This window comes from Streptomyces sp. 142MFCol3.1 (assembly GCF_000424945.1).
In the GTDB taxonomy this organism is placed as follows: domain Bacteria; phylum Actinomycetota; class Actinomycetes; order Streptomycetales; family Streptomycetaceae; genus Streptomyces; species Streptomyces siamensis.
In genome coordinates, this window is the sequence record NZ_AUKV01000001.1 from 351,826 (window position 1) to 369,465 (window position 17,640).

Genomic DNA, 17,640 nt, shown 5'->3' on the forward strand with positions numbered 1-17,640 from the left:
AGTTGACGACCCTTCAGGCCGAGTGGCCGACGACTTCCCAGGCCGACTTCGCCGCACCCTCAGTGCGACGTCTCGCTGCGCGGGTCCCAGCCCTCGTAGGCCGCCGTCAACAGCCCCAGCACGCCGCTCGCGGTGACCTCACGGGGGTTCGGGTACGTCTGGGCGGCGGTCTGCGCGGCCGCCACCGTCAAGTCCGCTTCCTTCAGGCCGAGTTCCGCGAGGGATTGCGGTGCGCCCAGCATGCCGGCCAGTTCGCGCAGCGCGCGGGGCACGTCGTCGGTCCCCAAGGCGCGGCACAGCGCCGTGAGCGCGCCGGGCGCCGCGGACGCGTTGTAGGCGAGCACGTACGGGAGGACCACCGTGTGGGTCGCGGCGTGCGGCAGGTCGAAGGTGCCGCCGAGCACGTGGCACAGCTTGTGGTGCAGTCCCATCGTGGTGGCACCCAGGCACGCGCCGCACAGCCAGGCGCCGTACAGCGCGCGGCTGCGCGCGTCGAGGTCGCCGGGCGCGGCGGCCACCCGGGGCAGCGCTCCGGCCATCGCCCGTACGCCTTCCTCGGCCATGAGGGAGACGAGGGGCGAGGCGTCGGGTGCGTAGAGCGCCTCCGCGGCGTGGGCCAGCGCGTTGATGCCGCTGGTGACGGAGAGCGGGACGGGCAGCCCGAGGGTGAGTTCGGGGTCGTAGACGACGCTGCGGGGCAGCACGGCGAGGTCGCGGCCGGTGCGTTTGGCGCCGTGCTCGGTGAGCCCCCAGACGGAGGTCATCTCGGATCCGGCATAGGTGGACGGCACGGCGACGAGCGGGAGACCGGTGCGCAGGGCGATCGCCTTGCCCAGGCCGATCGCCGAGCCGCCGCCCACCGCGACGCATCCGTCGGCGCCCAGCTCGCGTGCCACCTCTACGGCTCGGTCGACGACCTCCACCGGCACGTGCATGCGCGCCTCGGCATGCACCCCCACGCAGTCGCCGCCCAGTGCGTCCGCGACCGCCCGTGCCGTCGTCTCGCCCCTGCCGCCGCAGACCACCAGCACCCGGTGCAGGCCGAGCCGCGCGACCTCGCCCGGCGTCGCGGTCACCGAGGCGCCGGGCCGGAAGACGACGCGCGCGGGCCTGGTCTCGTACGAGAATTCGAGGGGGGTGCTCATCGCGGCTCCAGTACCAGGTCGAAGCAGGCGTGCCGGAAGGGGCCGGCCACTCCGGGCCCCCGCGCCAGGGCGGCGGCACGTTCCCGCTCCTGCATCGACGGGTCCGTCCGGCGGGCGAAGTCGTGGAGGTGCCGGGTGAGCGCGCTCAGGAGCTCACTCGGCCGCGGATCGGCCGTACCGTCGAGGCACGTGCCGACTGCCCGGGTGATGTCGGTGGTGAATGGCGTCATTACCGCTCCCCTGGTCCGGCAGGTCATCCTGCCAGGCATGTGCCGCGGGCACGAGACCGTGCGCGCCCCCGGTCCGAGGCCCGGGGGGCCGTCCTCGCGTGCGACGCGGGGCGCCCGGCAGGGTCGTGGACACGATGCGGCCGGAGCACTTCCCGAAGCCGGTGACGTCCGGCGGATCACGATGACATGCTGTTCCGAGCGGCACACGTGACGCGGAACACATGAAGCAGGGCACCCTGAAAGTATGATCAACCAATGTCTGACATGACCGAAACCACGCCCGGCTGGCTGGCTCCCGACGAGCTGGAACTGGCCCGCGCCCGCATGCCGATCCTGTACGTCGAAGCGGTACCGGTGCGCGTCGACGACAGCGGCGAAGTCACCCACATCGGGCTCCTGCTCCGCATCGGTCCGGACGGGACGGTCAGCCGCACCCTCGTCTCCGGTCGGGTGCTGCACCACGAGCGCGTCCGCGACGCCCTGCTGCGCCACCTGGAGAAGGACCTCGGACCGGTGGCACTCCCCCGGGTGCCGGCCTCCCTCCAGCCCTTCACGGTCGCCGAGTACTTCCCGACACTGGGGGTCACTCCGTTCCACGACCCGCGCCAGCACGCCGTGTCGCTCGCCTACATCGTCCCGGTGACCGGCGACTGCCGCCCCCGGCAGGACGCCCTCGACCTGGTCTGGTTCAGTCCCGAGGAGGCGTCGTCGCCGCTGGTCATCGACGAGATGCCGGGCGGGCACGGGGTCCTGCTCAGGCAGGCGCTCGCCCACGTCGGCCGGCTGTCCTGAAGGAGGCAACGGAAAAGGCCGTCTTCCCATCGCTGAGAAAACGGCCTCCGACCCGCTTCAATGCTGGTCGGGACGACAGGATTTGAACCTGCGACCCCTTGACCCCCAGTCAAGTGCGCTACCAAGCTGCGCCACGTCCCGGTGCCTTCACCCACGGTGACCCGCGTGATCGTGCGAACAGAACTTTACCCCACACCGGGGGCTGCTCCGAAGGAGGCGCGGAACGCGCGACAATCGGGATATGAGCGCAGCATCCGAGGCCCGGCAGGACGACGGGCGCGACCGGGACACAGAGGGCCGCGCGCGCAACGCCCGGCCGCGCGACGGCCTCGGACGGCCGCTGCCGTACGGCGCGGACGGGGTGGAACGACAACCGGAGGGCGTCGTGCGCACCCCCGAGGAGACCGTCGCCGAGGCGCAGGCGCTGCTGGACGCGGGCAAGCCCTTCCACGCACACGAGGTCTTCGAGGACGCCTGGAAGTCCGGCCCCCAGGACGAGCGCGCGCTGTGGCGCGGGCTGGCCCAGCTCGCGGTGGGGCTCACACACGCGGCCCGCGGGAACGTCACGGGTGGAGCCCGGCTGCTGCGGCGCGGCGCCGGGGGCACCGCACAGTGGTCGGCCCTGACCGGCCGGGAGCGGCCTTACGGAATGGACCTCGGGGAACTGGGCGCCTGGGCGCGTGACGTGGCCGCCGCGGTGGAGCGCGAGGGCACGGCGGTCGACGCGCGGGAATCGGCTCCGCGGCTGGCCGGGCGGGGCTCCTGACACCTGCGCCGGACCGGCGTCCGGACCGATCCCGGGTGCGGTGCGTCCACGGTCGGTGGCGTGCGGCAGACTCTGGGTGTGCGAAAGATTCATGTCATCGGGATCGGGGCGGGCGACCCCGATCAGCTCACGCTGCAGGCGGTCAAGTCGCTGAGGAGCACGGACGTGTTCTTCATCCTGGACAAGGGCGAGGTGAAGTCGGACCTCGTCCAGCTGCGCCGTGACATCCTCGACACGCACATACCGGACGGGGCGTACCGACTGGTCGAGGCCCGCGACCCGGACCGCGACCGGACCGCCGAGGGCACGGCGTACTCGCCCGCAGTCGGTGACTGGCGCAGTGCCCGCGCCGCCGTCTACGAGCGGCTGATCGCCGAGGAGCTCGGCGAGGACGAGAGCGGCGCCTTCCTGGTGTGGGGCGATCCGGCGCTGTACGACAGCACCATCGGCATCCTGGAGGGGATCCTGGAGCGCGGCTCGGTGTCGTTCACGTACGACGTCGTGCCCGGTGTCAGCAGCGTCTCCGCCCTGGTGGCACGGCACCGCACGGGGCTGAACCGCGTCGCCCGGCCCGTCCAGATCACCACGGGCCGCCGCCTCGCCGAGGGTTTCCCCGACGGTGTGGACGACGTGGTCGTCATGCTCGACGCCCACCAGACCTTCCGGCAGTACACCGACGAGGACATCGACATCTACTGGGGCGCCTACATCGGCACGCCCGACGAGATCCTCGCGTCCGGTCCCCTCGCCGAGACGGCGCCGCGCATCGAGCGGTTGCGGGCCGAGGCCCGGGAGCGCAAGGGGTGGATCATGGACACCTACCTGCTGCGCCGGAACCCGCGGGACTAACGGGCGCGACGGCGGCACGTGCGGGAGGGCAGCCGGGTCGCCGAGCGGCCGACGGACCGGCCCGTCGGTATCGTCCAGACATGGAGTCGGTACGCGCGGTTCTCATCGACATCGACGGTGTGCTCACGGTGTCGTGGCAGCCGCTGCCCGGCGCGGTCGGGGCCCTGCGCCGGATCCGCGACGCCGGTCTCCCCGTGGCACTGGTGACGAACACGACCTCGCGCACGCGGGCGTCGATCGCCCGGACGCTGTCGGACGCGGGTTTCGCGGTGACCGCCGAGGACATCCTGACCGCGCCCGCGGTGACGGCCGCACACCTCGCGGAGCACTTCCCGGGCGCGCGCTGCACCCTGCTCAACAGCGGCGACATCCGCGAGGACCTGGCGGGCGTCACCCTGGTCGACGATCCCGGCGTGGTTCCCGACGTCGTCGTCCTCGGCGGGGCCGGTCCCGAGTTCGACTACGCCTCCTTGAACCGTGCCTTCGGGCAACTCCAGCGTGGCGCCCGGCTGGTCGCCATGCACCGCAACCTGTACTGGCGGACCGACGAGGGTCTCCAGCTCGACTCGGGGGCCTTCGTGACGGGGCTGGAGGCCGCCGCCCGCACCGAGGCCGTGATCACGGGAAAGCCGTCGGCCGCGTTCTTCGGGGCGGCGCTCGCACATCTCGGAGTGAGCGCGCGGGAGGCGTCGATGGTCGGGGACGACATCGAGACGGACGTCCTCGCGGCGCAACGGGCCGGGGTGACAGGGGTGCTGGTGAGGACCGGCAAGTACCTGCCGCAGACGCACCGGGCCGCGAGCGGCGAACCCGACCACGTCATCGACTCGTTCGCCGGCCTTCCGGAGCTGCTCGGGCTAACGCAGTAGGAGTTGCACGCCGCCGACGACGGTCGCCGCGATGACGAGTTGCTCGAACAAGCGCTGGTTGATCCTGTTCACGGCCCACTTGCCGAGGAGCGCACCCGGGACGACGAAGACCACGAGAGCCGCGTCCAGCAGCAGCGAGCGGCGGTCGATCAGACCGAGTCCGGCGCTGAAGGGCACCTTCGAGACGTTCACGATCAGGAAGAAGAAGGCGGACGTGCCGAGGAAGCCGAGCTTGCGGAAGCCCGCCGACAGGAGGTACAGCGACATGACCGGGCCGCCCGCGTTGGCGACCATCGTGGTGAAACCGCCGAGGACTCCGTAGGAGCGAGCCTTGATGCGACCCGCGCGGCTCGTGACGGCGTCCGGTTCGTCCTCGGCGGCGGCCCCGCGCCGCCGCCACATCGTGACCCCGGCCATCAGCAGCAGGATCGCGCCGATCGAGGTCCGTACGACCGCGTCGTCCGCCCACACCAGGAACAGCGTGCCGACGACCACTCCTGCCGCGACCGCCGGGAACAGCCGCCACAGCGTGGGCCAGTGGGCATGTCGCCGGTAGGTGAGGACCGCGAGGACGTCCCCGGCGATCAGGATCGGGAGCAGCACGCCGGTGGAGGCGCGGGCGGGCAGGACGGCCGCGAAGACGGCGAGGCTGACCGTGTTGGCCCCGCTCACCGCGGTTTTCGAGAAGCCGACGAGCAGGGCCGCGAAGGCGAGCGCGGCGAACTCCCAGCCGGATATGTGCCAGAGCGTCATCGTGTTCATGCGGGAACCGATGCTATGCGCACCTATCCGGCTGCCGTAAGGAGCGTCTCGACAGGTGGCACCTGCGCCGGTGGCTCAGCCGGTGAACGGGGCCCGCAACTCCCGCAACGGGCTCAGCCGCGCTCGACCAGGACCGCGCTGCCCTGCCCGACCCCCACGCACATGGTGGCCAGACCGCGCGCGGCGCCGGTGCGGCGCATGCGGTGCAGCAGGGTGGTGAGGATGCGGGCGCCGGAGCAGCCGAGCGGGTGGCCGAGGGCGATGGCCCCGCCGGTCGGATTGACGAGCTCCGGGTCGATCCCGAGCCGGTCCACGGAGGCGAGGGCCTGGGCGGCGAAGGCCTCGTTGAACTCGGCCTCCTGGATGTCGCCGATGCCCCAGCCGACGCGTCCCAGCGCCTTCTGCGTGGCGGGGACGGGACCGATGCCCATGACGTCGGGGTGGACACCGGCCGACGCACCGGCGACGTAGCGTCCGAAGGACTCCAGCCCCAGGTCGTTCAGGGCGTCCTCGCTGACCAGCAGCAGGCCGGCCGCGCCGTCGTTCATCGGGGAGGCGTTGCCCGCGGTGACCGTGCCGCCTTCGCGGAACACCGGCCTGAGGCGGGCGAGCTTGTCGAGCGAGGTGTCCTCGCGTACGCATTCGTCGGTGTCGACGACGACGCCGTCGGGGCGTTCGACGGGGAGCAGTTCGGCGTCGAAGTAACCGTTCTTGCGGGCGTCCGCGGCGCGCTGGTGGCTGCGCAGCGCGAACGCGTCCTGGCGCTCGCGCGAGACGCCGTACCGCTCGGCGACCTCCTCGGCCGTCTCCCCCATGGACAGGAGGCCGTGCAGGTCCTTCATCGCGGGGTTGACCAGGCGCCAGCCGAGCCGGGTGTCGACCGTCTCGACGCGATGGGGAAGGGCCTCGTCCGGGCGAGGCAGGACGAAGGGCGCCCGGCTCATCGACTCGGAGCCGCCCGCGAGCACGATGTCCGCCTCACCGGAGGCGATGGCGCGGGCCGCGGTCGTGACGGCCTCCAGGCCGGAGGCGCACAGCCGGTTGATGGTGGCGCCGGGTACGGACTCGGGCAGGCCCGCGAGGAGCGCGGCCATGCGGGCGACGTTGCGGTTGTCCTCGCCGGCCTGGTTGGCGGCGCCCCAGTAGACGTCGTCGATACGGGCCGGATCGAGCGTGGGCAGTCCGGCGACCAGCCCGCGCACGACGGTCGCGGCGAGGTCGTCGGGCCGCACGGAGGACAGGGCTCCGCGCAGCTTTCCGATGGGGGTGCGGCGGGCGGCCGCGAAGTGGACGGGACGCACGACAGGACTCCTGAGGGACGGCGGATCACGCGATCACGGTGTGACGCGGGCGCGGATCACGCGATCGCCGGTCCCGCGAACGCGTGATCTCCGGATCGCGGGGACCGGCGAAGGGACGGAAACATTAATTAGCACTGCTAGTTTTCGACTATAGACCCGCGCCCGGCCGTCTGGGAAGATCCCGCTCCCCCGACACCGGAACGTCACCCGGGCCCCTGGCGCCTCGCCGGGATGGCAGACTGCTCGCACGTACTGCCGAACACCCCCAGGCAGGGCGAACAGGCAGGTCTAGCAAAGGAGTTGCCGCATGACGGGGCCCGAGTCCACCGCGGACCGGATCGACACCAGCAGGCCGCATCCGGCACGGGTGTACGACTGGTACCTCGGAGGCAAGGACAACTACCCGGTCGACGAGGAGCTCGGCCGGCACATCATGTCGCTCGATCCGGGCGCCAAACGGGCCGCCCGCAGCAACCGCTGGTTCATGCAGCGGGCCACGCGCCATGTCGTCGGCGCGGCGGGCATCCGGCAGTTCCTCGACATCGGCACCGGCATCCCCACTGAGCCCAACCTCCACCAGATCGCACAGCGCACCGCCCCGGACGCGCGGGTGGTGTACGTCGACAACGACCCGATCGTCCTCGCCCACGCCGGGGCGCTGCTGCGCGGGACCCCGCAGGGCGTGACGGAGTACATCCAGGCCGACGTGCGCGAGCCGGAGAAGATACTCGCCGAGGCGGGGCGCGTCCTCGACCTCGACCGGCCCGTAGCCCTGTCCCTGATCGCCCTGATGCACTTCATCGCGGACGAGAGCGGCGCGTACGAGCTGGTGGAGACCCTGGTCGAAGCCCTGGCGCCGGGCAGCTGCCTGGCGCTGTCGGCGATGACCGCCGACTTCGAGCCGGAGAACGTACGGCGCGGCATCGAGACGTACGCGAAGGGCGGGGTGACCCTCGTCGGCCGCTCCCACGCCGAGGTCGGCCGCTTCTTCAAGGGGCTCGACCTGGTCGAACCGGGCGTCGTCTCCGTGAAGGACTGGCATCCCGAGCTCGCGGAGGACGAGACCTCCATCGGCGAGGCGCCGGTCTCCCTGTACGGCGGGGTCGGTTTCAAGGCCTGACGGGCACCGGTCCGGTCGGCCGCCCGCCGTCGACGGCGGGCGGCCGGCGACAGTGCGGCGGGGAGCGGAGGGCGATCACGCGGCGGGGAGCGGAGGACGAGTGCCGGGCGACCGCGCGACGGGCGGAGGGCGGTGAGCAGCCGCGCCGGGTGAGCAGCCGCTGGGACGGTGAGCAGCCGCGCCGGGTGAGCGACCGCGCGGCGGGCGCGGGCGACGGGCGGGCGTACGGGGCGAGCGACTTCCCGGCGGGCACCCGCACCGGGCTGGTACGAGCCGCCGCCGACGAGCCGCGACCGGGCGGGTACCTCGCGCCTCAGGGCCGGCCCCAGCAGGCCGGAGGGCGCGCCGCGCACGGCCTTGCGGCCCGGGCACAGGCGTCAGCAGGACTCCGTCGGCTCCTCGCAGGGCGCGTCCACGATGCCCAGCGTGACGAAGGCGCGGGTGAAGGAGGCGAAGCCCTCCTCCCCGAGGGGTTCCACGACACGACGCCGCACCGCGTCGGCGAACACCTTCGCCGCGGTCGTGGCCGTCTCCCGGCCGAGCGGCGTCAGCACGGCATACGTCACCCGGCGGTCCGTACGGGACGGGCGGCGCTCGACGAGACCGGCGTCGGCCAGCCGGTCGACCACTCCGGTCGTCCCCGCGGTGGAGAAGCCGAGCGTCTGGGACAGCAGCCGCATCGGAGCGGCCCGGTCCGGCGAGGCGACCAGGAAGCAGAGCACTTCGAGGGACGAGGGCGGCAGCCCCACCTCGCGCTGGGCCTCGGCGAGCAGTTCGTCCGTGAGGTCACGGAACCCCGTCGCCAGGCCGTTCCACCGCTGCAGCAGGTCGGTCTCCTCGGCGCTCGGACACCGGTCCGCCGCGCCGGGACACCCGGCCCGCTCCACTGGCTGCTGGGACGCCCCCATGCGCCGGCTCCCGTAGTCCGATCCCGAGTCCTGACCTACTGCCGAGAATACCCCGCCCACCTATTAACTCGCTAACTACCTAATACCTTGCGTAGTAGTAGCTCGCAATGTATTCAGCATTCAACCGATCTACACCGCACCCGCCCCGCGCGCTTCACCCGCCGCGCCGACTGACCGGAGACGCCCGCCCGCGCCACGAGTTCGGCCCGGACGCCGGCCGGCACACGCCCTCAACCGTCGCCCGTCAGCCGGCACACGTCACCGTCGCCCGTCAGGCCGGCACACGTCACCCGCCGTCGCCGTCGCCGTCGCCGTCGCCGTCGCCGTCGCCGTCGCGGGGAAACGCAAAAAGGGCCCCGCGGGCTCTTGCCCGCGAAGACCCTTCGCACCGTCGGGACGACAGGATTTGAACCTGCGACCCCTTGACCCCCAGTCAAGTGCGCTACCAAGCTGCGCCACGTCCCGGTGCCCGTCTGACCTGGGGTTTCCCCGGGCCGAACGTGCACGGAAACAATACCGCACTCGTGCCTGTGGTCGCGCACCCGTTTATGCGGGTCCGCGCCCGGGACAAGCGTGGGTTGACCTGAAGTTTGGTTGAGGTTGCACGATCGTCGGCATGACGATCACAGCGACGCAGCGGTACGCGTACACGGACCTGCCCCGTCTCATGGGGCTGATGACCGGCGACGAGAAGCACGGACCCGCGGCGACGTCGACCATGGACGTCCTGTGGGTGCTGTACGACCGGGTGCTGCGGGTCGCGCCCGACCGCGTGGACGATCCGGAGCGCGACCGGTTCCTGCTCTCCACGGGACACGGACCCATGGCGTACTACGCCGTGCTCGCGGCCAAGGGGTTCGTGCCCGAGTCGTGGCTGCCCGGATTCGGCTCCTACGCGTCGCCGCTGGGCCACCACCCCGACCGTGTCCTGGTACCGGGCGCCGAGATCGGCAGCGGATCCCTCGGGCACGGACTGCCGATCGGCGTCGGAACGGCTCTCGGGCTGCGCGCGCAGGGACTGGACGAGCCTCGCGTATGGGTGCTGATCGGCGACGCGGAACTGGACGAAGGAAGCAATCACGAGGCGATCGCCTTCGCCGGTCCGGCCGGTCTGGAACGGCTCCACACCGTGGTCGTCGACAACTCGTCCGCCAGTCACGCCCGCCCCGGCGGCATCGCGGCCCGGTTCGAGGCGGCCGGCTGGTCCGCGGCGACGGTCGACGGCCGCGACCACGAAGCCCTGTACGCCGCCTTCACGGCGCCCCATCCGGGACGTCCGCGCGTGGTCGTCGCCCAGGTCGAACCGAAGTCGGCCTGAGCCGACGGAAGGACACACATCCCATGGACACCATGCGTGACCGTTTCGCCCCTGTCGTCTCCCGACTCCTCGACGAGGACCCCCGTGTCGCGGTCGTCCTGGCCGAGATCGGCAAGGACGGCTTCTCGGAGGCCAGGAGCAGGCATCCCGACCGGGTCGTCAACGTGGGCATTCGCGAGCAGCTGCTGATCGGCACGGGCGCGGGCCTCGCGCTGACCGGGCTGCGTCCCGTGCTGCACACCTTCGCCGGCTTCCTCGTGGAACGGCCCTTCGAGCAGGTCAAACTGGACCTCGGGCACCAGGACGCGGGCGCGGTGCTCGTCAGTGCCGCCGCGTCCTTCGACTGGCCGGCGGGCGGCTTCACCCACATGTCGCCCGGCGACGTGGCCCTTCTCGACACCCTGGACGGCTGGACCGTGCACGTCCCGGGCCATCCCGACGAGGCCGAGACGCTGCTGCGCCACGCGGTGGCGGCCGGGGACGACAAGGTGTACGTCCGCCTGTCCGTGCAGTCGAACGCGCAGGGGCTGCCGGTCGACGGAGCGCGCTTTCGCACCGTGCGCGAGGGACACGCGGGCGTGGTCGTCGCGGTCGGTCCGATCCTCGACGCCGCGCTGGCCGCCACCGAGGGGCTCGACGTGACCTTGTTGTACGCGACCACCGTCCGACCCTTCGACGCGGCGGCGCTGCGCCGGGCCACCGAGACGGCGGGCACCGACGTGGTCCTCGTCGAGCCGTATCTGGCGGGCACGTCCACGAAGGAGGCGGCCGACGCGCTCGCCGACGTGCCGCACCGGGTCCTGGGCCTCGGCGTGGGCCGCCGCGAGCTGCGCCGGTACGGGACGGTCGAGGAGCACGTCGCCGCTCACGGTCTGGACCCGGCGTCCCTGCGGGAGCGGATCGGCGCCTTCCTGGGGGCCCGGGTCCACGGATGACCGAACGCCGGCGCCCGGGTCGACGGGTGAGCGGCGCGCTGCCCGCCGATGGGTTCATACGGCCGGGCGGTCCTCCCGCCGGGCGGCCGCGGCGGACACGGGTTCCGTCGCGGCGGGCGGGCGGGGCAGCGGCGGGGGGCCGTCGACACGCACGAGGTTGCGTATCGCGGGCACCGCCAGCAGGGCGGTCGAGACGACGAGGGTCATGGCGCCGGCGATGAGCAGCACATGGTCGGCGCCGAGCGCCGCGGCAGCCGGTCCGGCCAGTGCCTGGCCGACGGGCATCATGGCCAGGGAGCCCGCGACGTCGTACGCGTGGATGCGGTTGAGGACGTCGGGTGCCACCTGTGTCTGCACGCTCGTCGCCCACATGACGCCCCACAGCGACATGCCCGCGCCGGCCACGACCGCGCCGGCAGACATGGCCGCCACGCCGAGCTCCCATCCGACGGTCGCCGGGAAGCAGGCGAAGGCGAAGAGGGCGAACGCGCCGGCCCGCAGCATGCGGCGGGGGCGCAGCCGCAGCGCGATCAGTCCGCCGATGACGGTGCCGGCGCCGAGAGCCGAGTTGACCAGGCCGTAGGCGCGCGGGCCGTGCTCCTGCACCACCTCGGTGGCGACCAGGGGGACGGTCGGCCCCCAGATGGAGATCATGTAGACGCACCAGATGACGATGACGCCCCAGAGCCAGGTGCGGGATCTGAACTCCCGCCAGCCCTCGGCGAGATCGGCCCTGAAGCTGCCGCTGTGGGACCGGCTTCCAGGGGCGACCGGGGGCAGCCGGAGCAGGAGCAGGCACAGGGCGCTCAGCGCGTAGGTCGCCGCGTGGGCGGCGAAGACCCCGCCGGCGGAGGAGAACGCGACCAGCAGGCCCGCCAGCGCGGGGCCGGCGAGCTGGGCGGCGGACTCGGCGATCCGGATGGCGCCGTTGGCCCCCTGGACGTCGGTGGCGAGGCGCGGCACCGTACTGGCGACGCCGGGCTGGAACACCGCGCCGGCCACGCCGTTGACCGCGCCGATCACGCAGATCTGCCAGAGCACCACGTGGCCGGCGAAGAACAGCGCGGCGGCGAGGGACTGGGTGACCAGCCGCACCAGATCGGCACCGATCATGAGCTTGCGTGTGCTGAACCGGTCGGCGATGACCCCGCCGAAGATCACCAGGCCCGCGAACGAGGCCGCCGACGCGGCCATGGCCAGGCCGATCGCGCCGACCCCGTATCCGTACCGCAGCAGTCCGGCGGCCAGCGCCACCGGGAGCATGGTGTCGCCGAGCCTGGCGAGGGCGCGTGCGACGAAGAAGAGGGCGAAGGCCCGCGACCAGACGGGCGAGGGCGTCCCGGCGGCGTCGATGTCGCGACACCGCCGCTCTCCGGGTCGCGCTTTCCCCGCGCGGTCCGACGGTTGGTCCCGTCGCTCGCCGCCCGGCTCGCCGCCCTGTGATGTCCCGCCCGATGACGTCCCGGCCATCCCGCTGGTTCCCCTCCCCTGACAACCCATGCCCCGTCCGTCCCCCGCGGAACCGGGCGCCGTGCGCTCGGCTCACGCTTCCGGATCATGCCACGGGGCACGGACGCCGCCGGAGCCGTTTCAGTCGGCGGACGGAAGGCCCAGGTCCGGGTAGGCGTCGATCAGCCGGGGCGGTGCCGCCTGGCGCCAGGAGTCGGCGAGGATGTCACGCAGTTCAACGTCGTCCTCCATGGCGGCGAGGCGGACCCGCACCCAGGCGAAGCCCGCCTCGTGGTCGGCGATCCAGAACTTGCCGGGCTCGGCCAGGACGAGTTCGTCGCGCTCCTCCTTCGGGCAGCGCACCGCGATGGAGGTCTCGTCCTCCGGGAGCGTGGCGAACATCTTGCCCGCGACCCTGAAGGTGGGCATGCTCCACGCGATCTTCTCCGTCGTGTCGGGCAGGGAGAGGGCGACACGGCGTACGTCTTCGGCTTCCGGCATGGGACGCACCGTAGCCAAAGGCACTGACAATCACGCCTGGATACGAGCTCGAGGGGCCGGTGCGGGCGCCGCCGCTCCCACCTGCTTGTAGTAGATCGCCGTCGCGCGCAGCTCTCCGGACGGGTCCGCAGCGTAGTCGGGGATCGCGCCGATCCGGGTCCAGCCCGCGGATCGGTAGAGGGACTCGGCGGGGCTGTCGGTCTCCGTGTCCAGGTGCAGGAGGGTGACCCCGGAACGGGCGGCGGCCGCCTCGGCGGCGGTCAGGAGCGTACGGCCGACGCCCTGTCCCCGGCCGTCGCGGTGGACCATCAGCTTCACGAGTTCGGCGCGGTGACGGCTGTTGGGCTTGTCCGCGAAGGCGAGCCCGACCGTGCCGAGCAGCCGGTCCGCGTCGCGGGCCACCCATACGGCGAGCCGGCCCGCCGACACCGCGGCGGCGCGCTCCTCCCACCAGGCCACGGCTGTCGCCCGGTCCAGCGGCGCGAGGAAGCCGACGGAGGCTCCCCCGAGCACGGTGTCGGTGAGGAGGTCGGCCAACTCTTCCGCGCAGGCGAGGACTTCGGAGGCGTCCAGGCGGGCGACGACGGTCACGGCAGCACCACCACCAGGGCGTATCGCACGGCCTCGGGGCCGGGGCAGCAGAAGCGGGTCGGCCCCCACACCCGCAGCCGGAGGCAGTCCCCGGTGCCGAGCCGTTGCACGACGTCCTGAGCGGTCACCTCGAGGGTTCCGTCGAGGACCCAGATGTGCTGTTCCAGGCCGGGTACGGGGGGCCGGTCGTAGTCGATGGCCGCGCCCGCCGCGAGCCGCCCCTCGACGAGTTCGCCGCGCAGCCCGGCGTGCGGCGGCGACACCGACCGTCGTACGAAGCCCGAGGACGTGTCCTCCCAGATCGCCTGGTCGGCCGCCCGTACCAGCAGGGCGGGTTCCGGCTCGATCTCGCTGAGCAGCTGCGACATGGTCCGTCCGTAGACCGCGCACAGCCGGTTGAGCTGCGACGCGGTGGGGCTGATCTCGGCGCGCTCGGTGCGGGACAGGGTGGACCGGCTCACTCCGCTGCGCTCCGCCAGCTCGCCCAGGGACCAGCCGCGCTCGGCCCTCAGCTCGGCCAGCCGGGCACCGAGCCGGACATCGACCTCGTCGCCCATGGCGCCTTCCTCTCACGTCCCTCATTCGGGATGCTATCCCGCATCCGGGACGGCAGCTTCCTCAATCCGCGGTCGCGGCCTCGGTGAGCGCGTCCAGGACCGGCCGGATCAGCGGATGCCCCTCCGCCCCGCGGCGTACGGCGGCGAAGACACGGCGCGTGGGCGCGACGCCGTCGACAGGGCGCACGACCACGCCCGTGAGGTCCATGCCGCGCAGCGCCGAGCGGGGCACGAGTGCGACACCCGCGTCGGCCGAGGCCAGCGCGACGACGGCGCGGAAGTCGTCGGAGGAGTGTTCGAGACGGGGCTGAAAGCCCGCGTTCTCGCAGGCCAGGACGACCACGTCATGACAGGGGTTGCCCGGGTAGGGGCCGATCCACGGATCCTTGGCCAGCTCGGCGAGCGGCACCTCGTCGGCGTCGGCGAAGCGGTGGGCGACCGGGACGACCGCGTCGAAGGGCTCCGCGTACAGCGGGACGTGGGTCAGGCGGGGGTCGTCGGCGTCGGGAGCGCCCCGGTACTCGACGGCGACCGCGATGTCGATCTGCCGGTCGAGAACCATCGGCAGGCTTGCGTCGCCCTCGGCGTCCTGCACCCGGACGTGGATCCCGGGGTCCGTACCGGACAGGCGCGCCAGTGCGGGCGCGACCACCAGGCCTATGCCGGTCGCGAAGGACGCGATGGTCACCGTGCCCGCCGAACCCGCGCCGTACGCGGCCAACTCGGCCTCCGCGCGCTCCAGTTGGGCCAGCACCGCGTGGGTGTGGCCGAGCAGTATCTCACCGGCGGGCGTCAGCCTCACGCCCTTCGCGCCGCGCTCGACGAGGCGGTGGCCCGTCTCCTGCTCCAGTGCGGTCAGCTGCTGGGAGACCGCCGAGGGCGTGAGGTAGAGCGCGGCGGCAGCCGCCGTGACCGTGCGGTGGTCGGCCACCGCACGGAGGATGTGGAGCCGCCGCGCTTCGATCATGCGACCGATTCTCTCAGGTCGCGGGGGTTCCTCAGCCGTCGAGTTCCGCGCGGGCCGCCACGAAGGCGTCCACCGCGCGGTTCACGTCCTCGGTCGAGTGCGCGGCCGACAGCTGCACCCGGATGCGGGCCTGGCCCTGCGGAACGACCGGGTACGAGAAGCCGATCACGTAGACACCCCGCTCCAGCAGGAGCTCCGCCATGCGTCCGGCGACGGCCGCGTCCCCGATCATGACAGGGGCGATCGCGTGGTCGCCGGGAAGGACGTCGAAGCCCTCCTCGGTCATCCGGGAACGGAACAGCGCGGTGTTCTCGGCGAGCCTGATCCGCAGGTCGTCGGCCGACTCCAGCAGGTCGAGCACCTTGAGCGAGGCCGCCGCGATCACCGGGGCGAGCGTGTTCGAGAAGAGGTACGGGCGCGAACGCTGGCGCAGGAGCGCGACGATCTCGGCGCGGGCGGCCACATAGCCGCCGGAGGCGCCGCCGAGCGCCTTGCCGAGGGTGCCCGTGATGATGTCGACGCGGTCCATGACACCGTGCAGCTCGGGCGTGCCGCGTCCGCCGGGGCCGACGAAGCCGACGGCGTGCGAGTCGTCGACCATGACCATGGCGTCGTAGCGGTCGGCGAGGTCGCAGATCTCCCGCAGCGGCGCGACGTAGCCGTCCATCGAGAAGACGCCGTCGGTGACGATCAGCCGGCGACGGGCGTCCGAGGCCGCCTTGAGCTGGGCCTCCAGGTCGGCCATGTCACGGTTCGCGTACCGGAAGCGGCGCGCCTTGGACAGCCGGATGCCGTCGATGATCGAGGCGTGGTTGAGGGCGTCGGAGATGACCGCGTCCTCGGCGCCGAGCAGGGTCTCGAAGACCCCGCCGTTGGCGTCGAAGCAGGAGGAGTAGAGGATCGTGTCCTCCTGGCCGAGGAACGCGGACAGCCGCGCCTCCAGCTCCTTGTGCACCTCCTGCGTGCCGCAGATGAACCGCACGGAGGCCATGCCGTAGCCCCAGCGGTCGAGCGCCTCGTGGGCGGCCGCGACGACGTCGGGGTGGTCGGCGAGGCCGAGGTAGTTGTTGGCGCAGAAGTTGAGGACCTCGCCGGGGCGGCCGCCGGCGGTGACGTTCACCGTCGCGGACTGCGGGCTGCCGATGACCCGCTCGGGCTTGTGCAGGCCCGCGGCGCGGATCTCGTCGAGGGTGGCGCGGAGATCGTCGCGTACGGAGTCGAACATAAGGGGCTCCATCAAGTGCAGGGGGCGCAGGTGCAAGGGGCGAGTGAGCCGCAGGGGCGCACCTGTGCCGAGAGGGCGAGCGCGCTGAGGCCCGAAGGCCGAGCACGGTCGGGCTCTCGACACAGCCTTGTGCGCCCCGGAGGCGAACCGAGCCGGAGGTCAAGCAGTCCAGTCGAGGATGACCTTGCCGCCACGGCCACTCGCCGCGTCGGCGAAGGCCGCCTCGTAGTCGCGGAAGCCGTAGCGGCCGGTGATCACCGGGGCGAGGTCGAGTCCGCCTTCGAGGAGGACCGACATGGCGTACCAGGTCTCGAACATCTCGCGGCCGTAGATGCCCTTGATCGTGATCATGGAGGTGACGATCCGGGACCAGTCGACCGGGAACTCCTGGGACGGCAGGCCGAGCATGGCGATCCGGCCGCCGTGCGTCATGTTGGCGATCATGTCGCGCATCGCCTCGGGGCGGCCGGACATCTCCAGGCCGATGTCGAAGCCCTCGCGCAGACCCAGCTCGCGCTGGCCGTCGCCGATCGTCGCTTCCGAGACGTCGAGGGCCAGGCTCACACCGATCTTGCGGGCGAGTTCCAGGCGCTCCTCGCTGACGTCGGTGATCACGACGTTGCGGGCTCCCGCGTGGCGGGCCACGGCGGCGGCCATCAGACCGATCGGGCCCGCGCCGGTGATCAGGACGTCCTCGCCGACCAGCGGGAAGGACAGCGCCGTGTGCACGGCGTTGCCGAAGGGGTCGAAGATCGCGGCGACGTCGAGGTCGACGGGGACGCGGTGCACCCAGACGTTGGACGCGGGCAGGACGACGTACTCGGCGAACGCTCCGTCGCGACCGACGCCGAGGCCGACCGTGGCCCGGCAGAGGTGACGGCGTCCGGCCAGACAGTTGCGGCACTTGCCGCAGACCAGGTGGCCCTCGCCGCTGACCCGGTCGCCGACCTCGATGTCGGCGACGTCACGGCCGGTCTCGACGACCTCGCCGACGAACTCGTGGCCGAGCACCAGGGGCGTGCTGATGGCCTGCTGCGCCCAGCCGTCCCAGTTGCGGATGTGCAGGTCGGTGCCGCAGATACCGGTCCTGAGGACCTTGATCAGTACGTCGCCGGGGCCGGCCTGCGGCTCCGGGACGTCCGTGAGCCAGAGTCCGGGCTCCGCCTTCTCCTTGACCAGCGCCTTCACGCGACGGCTCCTGTGGGTGAGGTTCCCGGGAAAGGGCACGCCGAAGGAGCCCGGTCCGGGGAGAGGGGTGAATTCCCCGAGAAATCTGCCGTACGCGTGTGCTCCTGGTCCATCGAGGTTTTCTTAAGCGCGGCCCCAGCTTTCCTTCACGCCCCCTCGCGGAGCTG

Annotated in this window: 19 protein-coding genes and 2 tRNA genes; 7 read left to right on the forward strand and 14 right to left on the reverse strand. The window is 72.4% G+C overall.

The genetic code is table 11. The features are described 5' to 3' along the window. Positions 1-59: 59 nt before the first annotated feature. Complete coding sequence (locus H305_RS0101505; protein WP_028798849.1) at positions 60-1,145, reverse strand: maleylacetate reductase; 1,086 nt, start codon at positions 1,143-1,145, stop codon at positions 60-62. Then, positions 1,142-1,375: a dioxygenase gene (locus tag H305_RS0101510; protein ID WP_028798850.1), complete on the reverse strand. Its 234-nt coding sequence runs from the start codon at positions 1,373-1,375 to the stop codon at positions 1,142-1,144. Before H305_RS0101510 ends, H305_RS0101505 begins: the two co-directional genes overlap by 4 nt. Positions 1,376-1,630: 255 nt before the next feature. Between H305_RS0101510 and H305_RS0101515 the strand changes: the two genes are divergently transcribed. Further along, positions 1,631-2,167: an NUDIX hydrolase family protein gene (locus H305_RS0101515; protein ID WP_095937919.1), complete on the forward strand. Its 537-nt coding sequence runs from the start codon at positions 1,631-1,633 to the stop codon at positions 2,165-2,167. Between the two features lie 64 nt (positions 2,168-2,231). Here H305_RS0101515 and H305_RS0101520 read toward each other — a convergent pair. Then, a tRNA-Pro gene (locus H305_RS0101520) sits at positions 2,232-2,308 on the reverse strand. Positions 2,309-2,408: 100 nt separating this feature from the next. Between H305_RS0101520 and H305_RS0101525 the strand changes: the two genes are divergently transcribed. From H305_RS0101525 to H305_RS0101535, 3 genes are all read left to right on the forward strand, one after another. Beyond that, complete coding sequence (locus tag H305_RS0101525) at positions 2,409-2,933, forward strand: DUF309 domain-containing protein (RefSeq protein ID WP_028798852.1); 525 nt, start codon at positions 2,409-2,411, stop codon at positions 2,931-2,933. 78 nt (positions 2,934-3,011) lie between these two features. Beyond that, entirely contained in the window at positions 3,012-3,782 is a 771-nt protein-coding gene (gene cobF, locus H305_RS0101530; RefSeq protein WP_028798853.1) for a precorrin-6A synthase (deacetylating), read from the forward strand. Positions 3,783-3,862: 80 nt separating this feature from the next. Further along, positions 3,863-4,651, forward strand: coding sequence for an HAD-IIA family hydrolase (locus H305_RS0101535; protein ID WP_028798854.1), 789 nt, complete (start codon positions 3,863-3,865; stop codon positions 4,649-4,651). On the opposite strand, the gene H305_RS0101540 is transcribed toward H305_RS0101535, so the two are convergent. Together H305_RS0101540 and H305_RS0101545 are read right to left on the reverse strand one after the other, a co-directional pair. After that, positions 4,640-5,413, reverse strand: coding sequence for a sulfite exporter TauE/SafE family protein (locus H305_RS0101540; RefSeq protein WP_028798855.1), 774 nt, complete (start codon positions 5,411-5,413; stop codon positions 4,640-4,642). The two genes, H305_RS0101535 and H305_RS0101540, sit on opposite strands and share 12 nt — an antisense overlap. 113 nt (positions 5,414-5,526) lie before the next feature. Beyond that, positions 5,527-6,714, reverse strand: a complete 1,188-nt coding sequence (locus H305_RS0101545) for a thiolase family protein (RefSeq protein ID WP_028798856.1) — start codon at positions 6,712-6,714, stop codon at positions 5,527-5,529. Positions 6,715-7,021: 307 nt separating this feature from the next. On the opposite strand from H305_RS0101545, the gene H305_RS0101550 reads away from it, so the two are divergent. Further along, the gene (locus H305_RS0101550) at positions 7,022-7,834 is read left to right on the forward strand and encodes an SAM-dependent methyltransferase (RefSeq protein WP_028798857.1); all 813 of its coding nucleotides are present in this window, start codon (positions 7,022-7,024) and stop codon (positions 7,832-7,834) included. A gap of 377 nt (positions 7,835-8,211) precedes the next feature. On the opposite strand, the gene H305_RS44170 is transcribed toward H305_RS0101550, so the two are convergent. Together H305_RS44170 and H305_RS0101560 are read right to left on the reverse strand one after the other, a co-directional pair. Continuing rightward, a complete protein-coding gene (locus H305_RS44170; protein WP_051370319.1) occupies positions 8,212-8,742 on the reverse strand; it encodes a MarR family winged helix-turn-helix transcriptional regulator in 531 nt (176 codons plus the stop codon). A 391-nt stretch (positions 8,743-9,133) separates the two neighbouring features. Next, positions 9,134-9,207 (reverse strand) — tRNA-Pro (locus H305_RS0101560). A 151-nt stretch (positions 9,208-9,358) separates the two neighbouring features. Here H305_RS0101560 and H305_RS0101565 point away from each other — a divergent pair. Together H305_RS0101565 and H305_RS0101570 are read left to right on the forward strand one after the other, a co-directional pair. Next, positions 9,359-10,060: a transketolase gene (locus H305_RS0101565; RefSeq protein ID WP_028798859.1), complete on the forward strand. Its 702-nt coding sequence runs from the start codon at positions 9,359-9,361 to the stop codon at positions 10,058-10,060. A 23-nt stretch (positions 10,061-10,083) separates the two neighbouring features. Further along, entirely contained in the window at positions 10,084-10,995 is a 912-nt protein-coding gene (locus H305_RS0101570; RefSeq protein WP_028798860.1) for a transketolase family protein, read from the forward strand. A gap of 54 nt (positions 10,996-11,049) precedes the next feature. Here the strand turns inward: H305_RS0101570 and H305_RS44175 are convergent, their stop codons facing one another. The 7 genes from H305_RS44175 to tdh all read right to left on the reverse strand — a co-directional run bounded on the left by H305_RS44175 (position 11,050) and on the right by tdh (position 17,473). Next, a complete protein-coding gene (locus H305_RS44175; RefSeq protein WP_078628825.1) occupies positions 11,050-12,465 on the reverse strand; it encodes an MFS transporter in 1,416 nt (471 codons plus the stop codon). A gap of 120 nt (positions 12,466-12,585) precedes the next feature. Beyond that, positions 12,586-12,945: an MmcQ/YjbR family DNA-binding protein gene (locus H305_RS0101580; protein ID WP_028798861.1), complete on the reverse strand. Its 360-nt coding sequence runs from the start codon at positions 12,943-12,945 to the stop codon at positions 12,586-12,588. Positions 12,946-12,975: 30 nt separating this feature from the next. Next, positions 12,976-13,536 carry a GNAT family N-acetyltransferase gene (locus tag H305_RS0101585; protein WP_234020592.1) on the reverse strand — a complete coding sequence of 187 codons (561 nt, stop codon included), beginning with the start codon at positions 13,534-13,536 and terminating at the stop codon, positions 12,976-12,978. After that, positions 13,533-14,093 (reverse strand): helix-turn-helix domain-containing protein, encoded by a 561-nt coding sequence (locus H305_RS0101590; protein ID WP_028798863.1) that lies wholly within the window; start codon positions 14,091-14,093, stop codon positions 13,533-13,535. Before H305_RS0101590 ends, H305_RS0101585 begins: the two co-directional genes overlap by 4 nt. A gap of 61 nt (positions 14,094-14,154) precedes the next feature. Continuing rightward, entirely contained in the window at positions 14,155-15,060 is a 906-nt protein-coding gene (locus H305_RS0101595) for a LysR family transcriptional regulator (protein WP_028798864.1), read from the reverse strand. Between the two features lie 31 nt (positions 15,061-15,091). Further along, positions 15,092-16,285, reverse strand: a complete 1,194-nt coding sequence (locus H305_RS0101600; RefSeq protein ID WP_028798865.1) for a glycine C-acetyltransferase — start codon at positions 16,283-16,285, stop codon at positions 15,092-15,094. A gap of 159 nt (positions 16,286-16,444) precedes the next feature. Beyond that, positions 16,445-17,473, reverse strand: coding sequence for an L-threonine 3-dehydrogenase (gene tdh, locus H305_RS0101605; protein ID WP_028798866.1), 1,029 nt, complete (start codon positions 17,471-17,473; stop codon positions 16,445-16,447). Positions 17,474-17,640: the final 167 nt, after the last annotated feature.

What these genes read in the sequence shown, in the direction of transcription:
- H305_RS0101525 (WP_028798852.1), top strand. Translation starts at nt 2,409, where the DNA reads ATGAGCGCAGCATCCGAGGCCCGGCAGGACGACGGGCGCGACCGGGAC.
- H305_RS0101590 (WP_028798863.1), bottom strand. Translation starts at nt 14,093, where the DNA reads ATGGGCGACGAGGTCGATGTCCGGCTCGGTGCCCGGCTGGCCGAGCTG.
- H305_RS0101510 (WP_028798850.1), bottom strand. Translation starts at nt 1,375, where the DNA reads ATGACGCCATTCACCACCGACATCACCCGGGCAGTCGGCACGTGCCTC.
- H305_RS44170 (WP_051370319.1), bottom strand. Translation starts at nt 8,742, where the DNA reads ATGGGGGCGTCCCAGCAGCCAGTGGAGCGGGCCGGGTGTCCCGGCGCG.
- H305_RS0101505 (WP_028798849.1), bottom strand. Translation starts at nt 1,145, where the DNA reads ATGAGCACCCCCCTCGAATTCTCGTACGAGACCAGGCCCGCGCGCGTC.
- H305_RS0101580 (WP_028798861.1), bottom strand. Translation starts at nt 12,945, where the DNA reads ATGCCGGAAGCCGAAGACGTACGCCGTGTCGCCCTCTCCCTGCCCGAC.
- H305_RS0101565 (WP_028798859.1), top strand. Translation starts at nt 9,359, where the DNA reads ATGACGATCACAGCGACGCAGCGGTACGCGTACACGGACCTGCCCCGT.
- H305_RS0101540 (WP_028798855.1), bottom strand. Translation starts at nt 5,413, where the DNA reads ATGAACACGATGACGCTCTGGCACATATCCGGCTGGGAGTTCGCCGCG.
- H305_RS0101570 (WP_028798860.1), top strand. Translation starts at nt 10,084, where the DNA reads ATGGACACCATGCGTGACCGTTTCGCCCCTGTCGTCTCCCGACTCCTC.
- H305_RS0101535 (WP_028798854.1), top strand. Translation starts at nt 3,863, where the DNA reads ATGGAGTCGGTACGCGCGGTTCTCATCGACATCGACGGTGTGCTCACG.
- H305_RS0101550 (WP_028798857.1), top strand. Translation starts at nt 7,022, where the DNA reads ATGACGGGGCCCGAGTCCACCGCGGACCGGATCGACACCAGCAGGCCG.
- H305_RS44175 (WP_078628825.1), bottom strand. Translation starts at nt 12,465, where the DNA reads ATGGCCGGGACGTCATCGGGCGGGACATCACAGGGCGGCGAGCCGGGC.
- H305_RS0101515 (WP_095937919.1), top strand. Translation starts at nt 1,631, where the DNA reads ATGTCTGACATGACCGAAACCACGCCCGGCTGGCTGGCTCCCGACGAG.
- H305_RS0101595 (WP_028798864.1), bottom strand. Translation starts at nt 15,060, where the DNA reads ATGATCGAAGCGCGGCGGCTCCACATCCTCCGTGCGGTGGCCGACCAC.
- H305_RS0101600 (WP_028798865.1), bottom strand. Translation starts at nt 16,285, where the DNA reads ATGTTCGACTCCGTACGCGACGATCTCCGCGCCACCCTCGACGAGATC.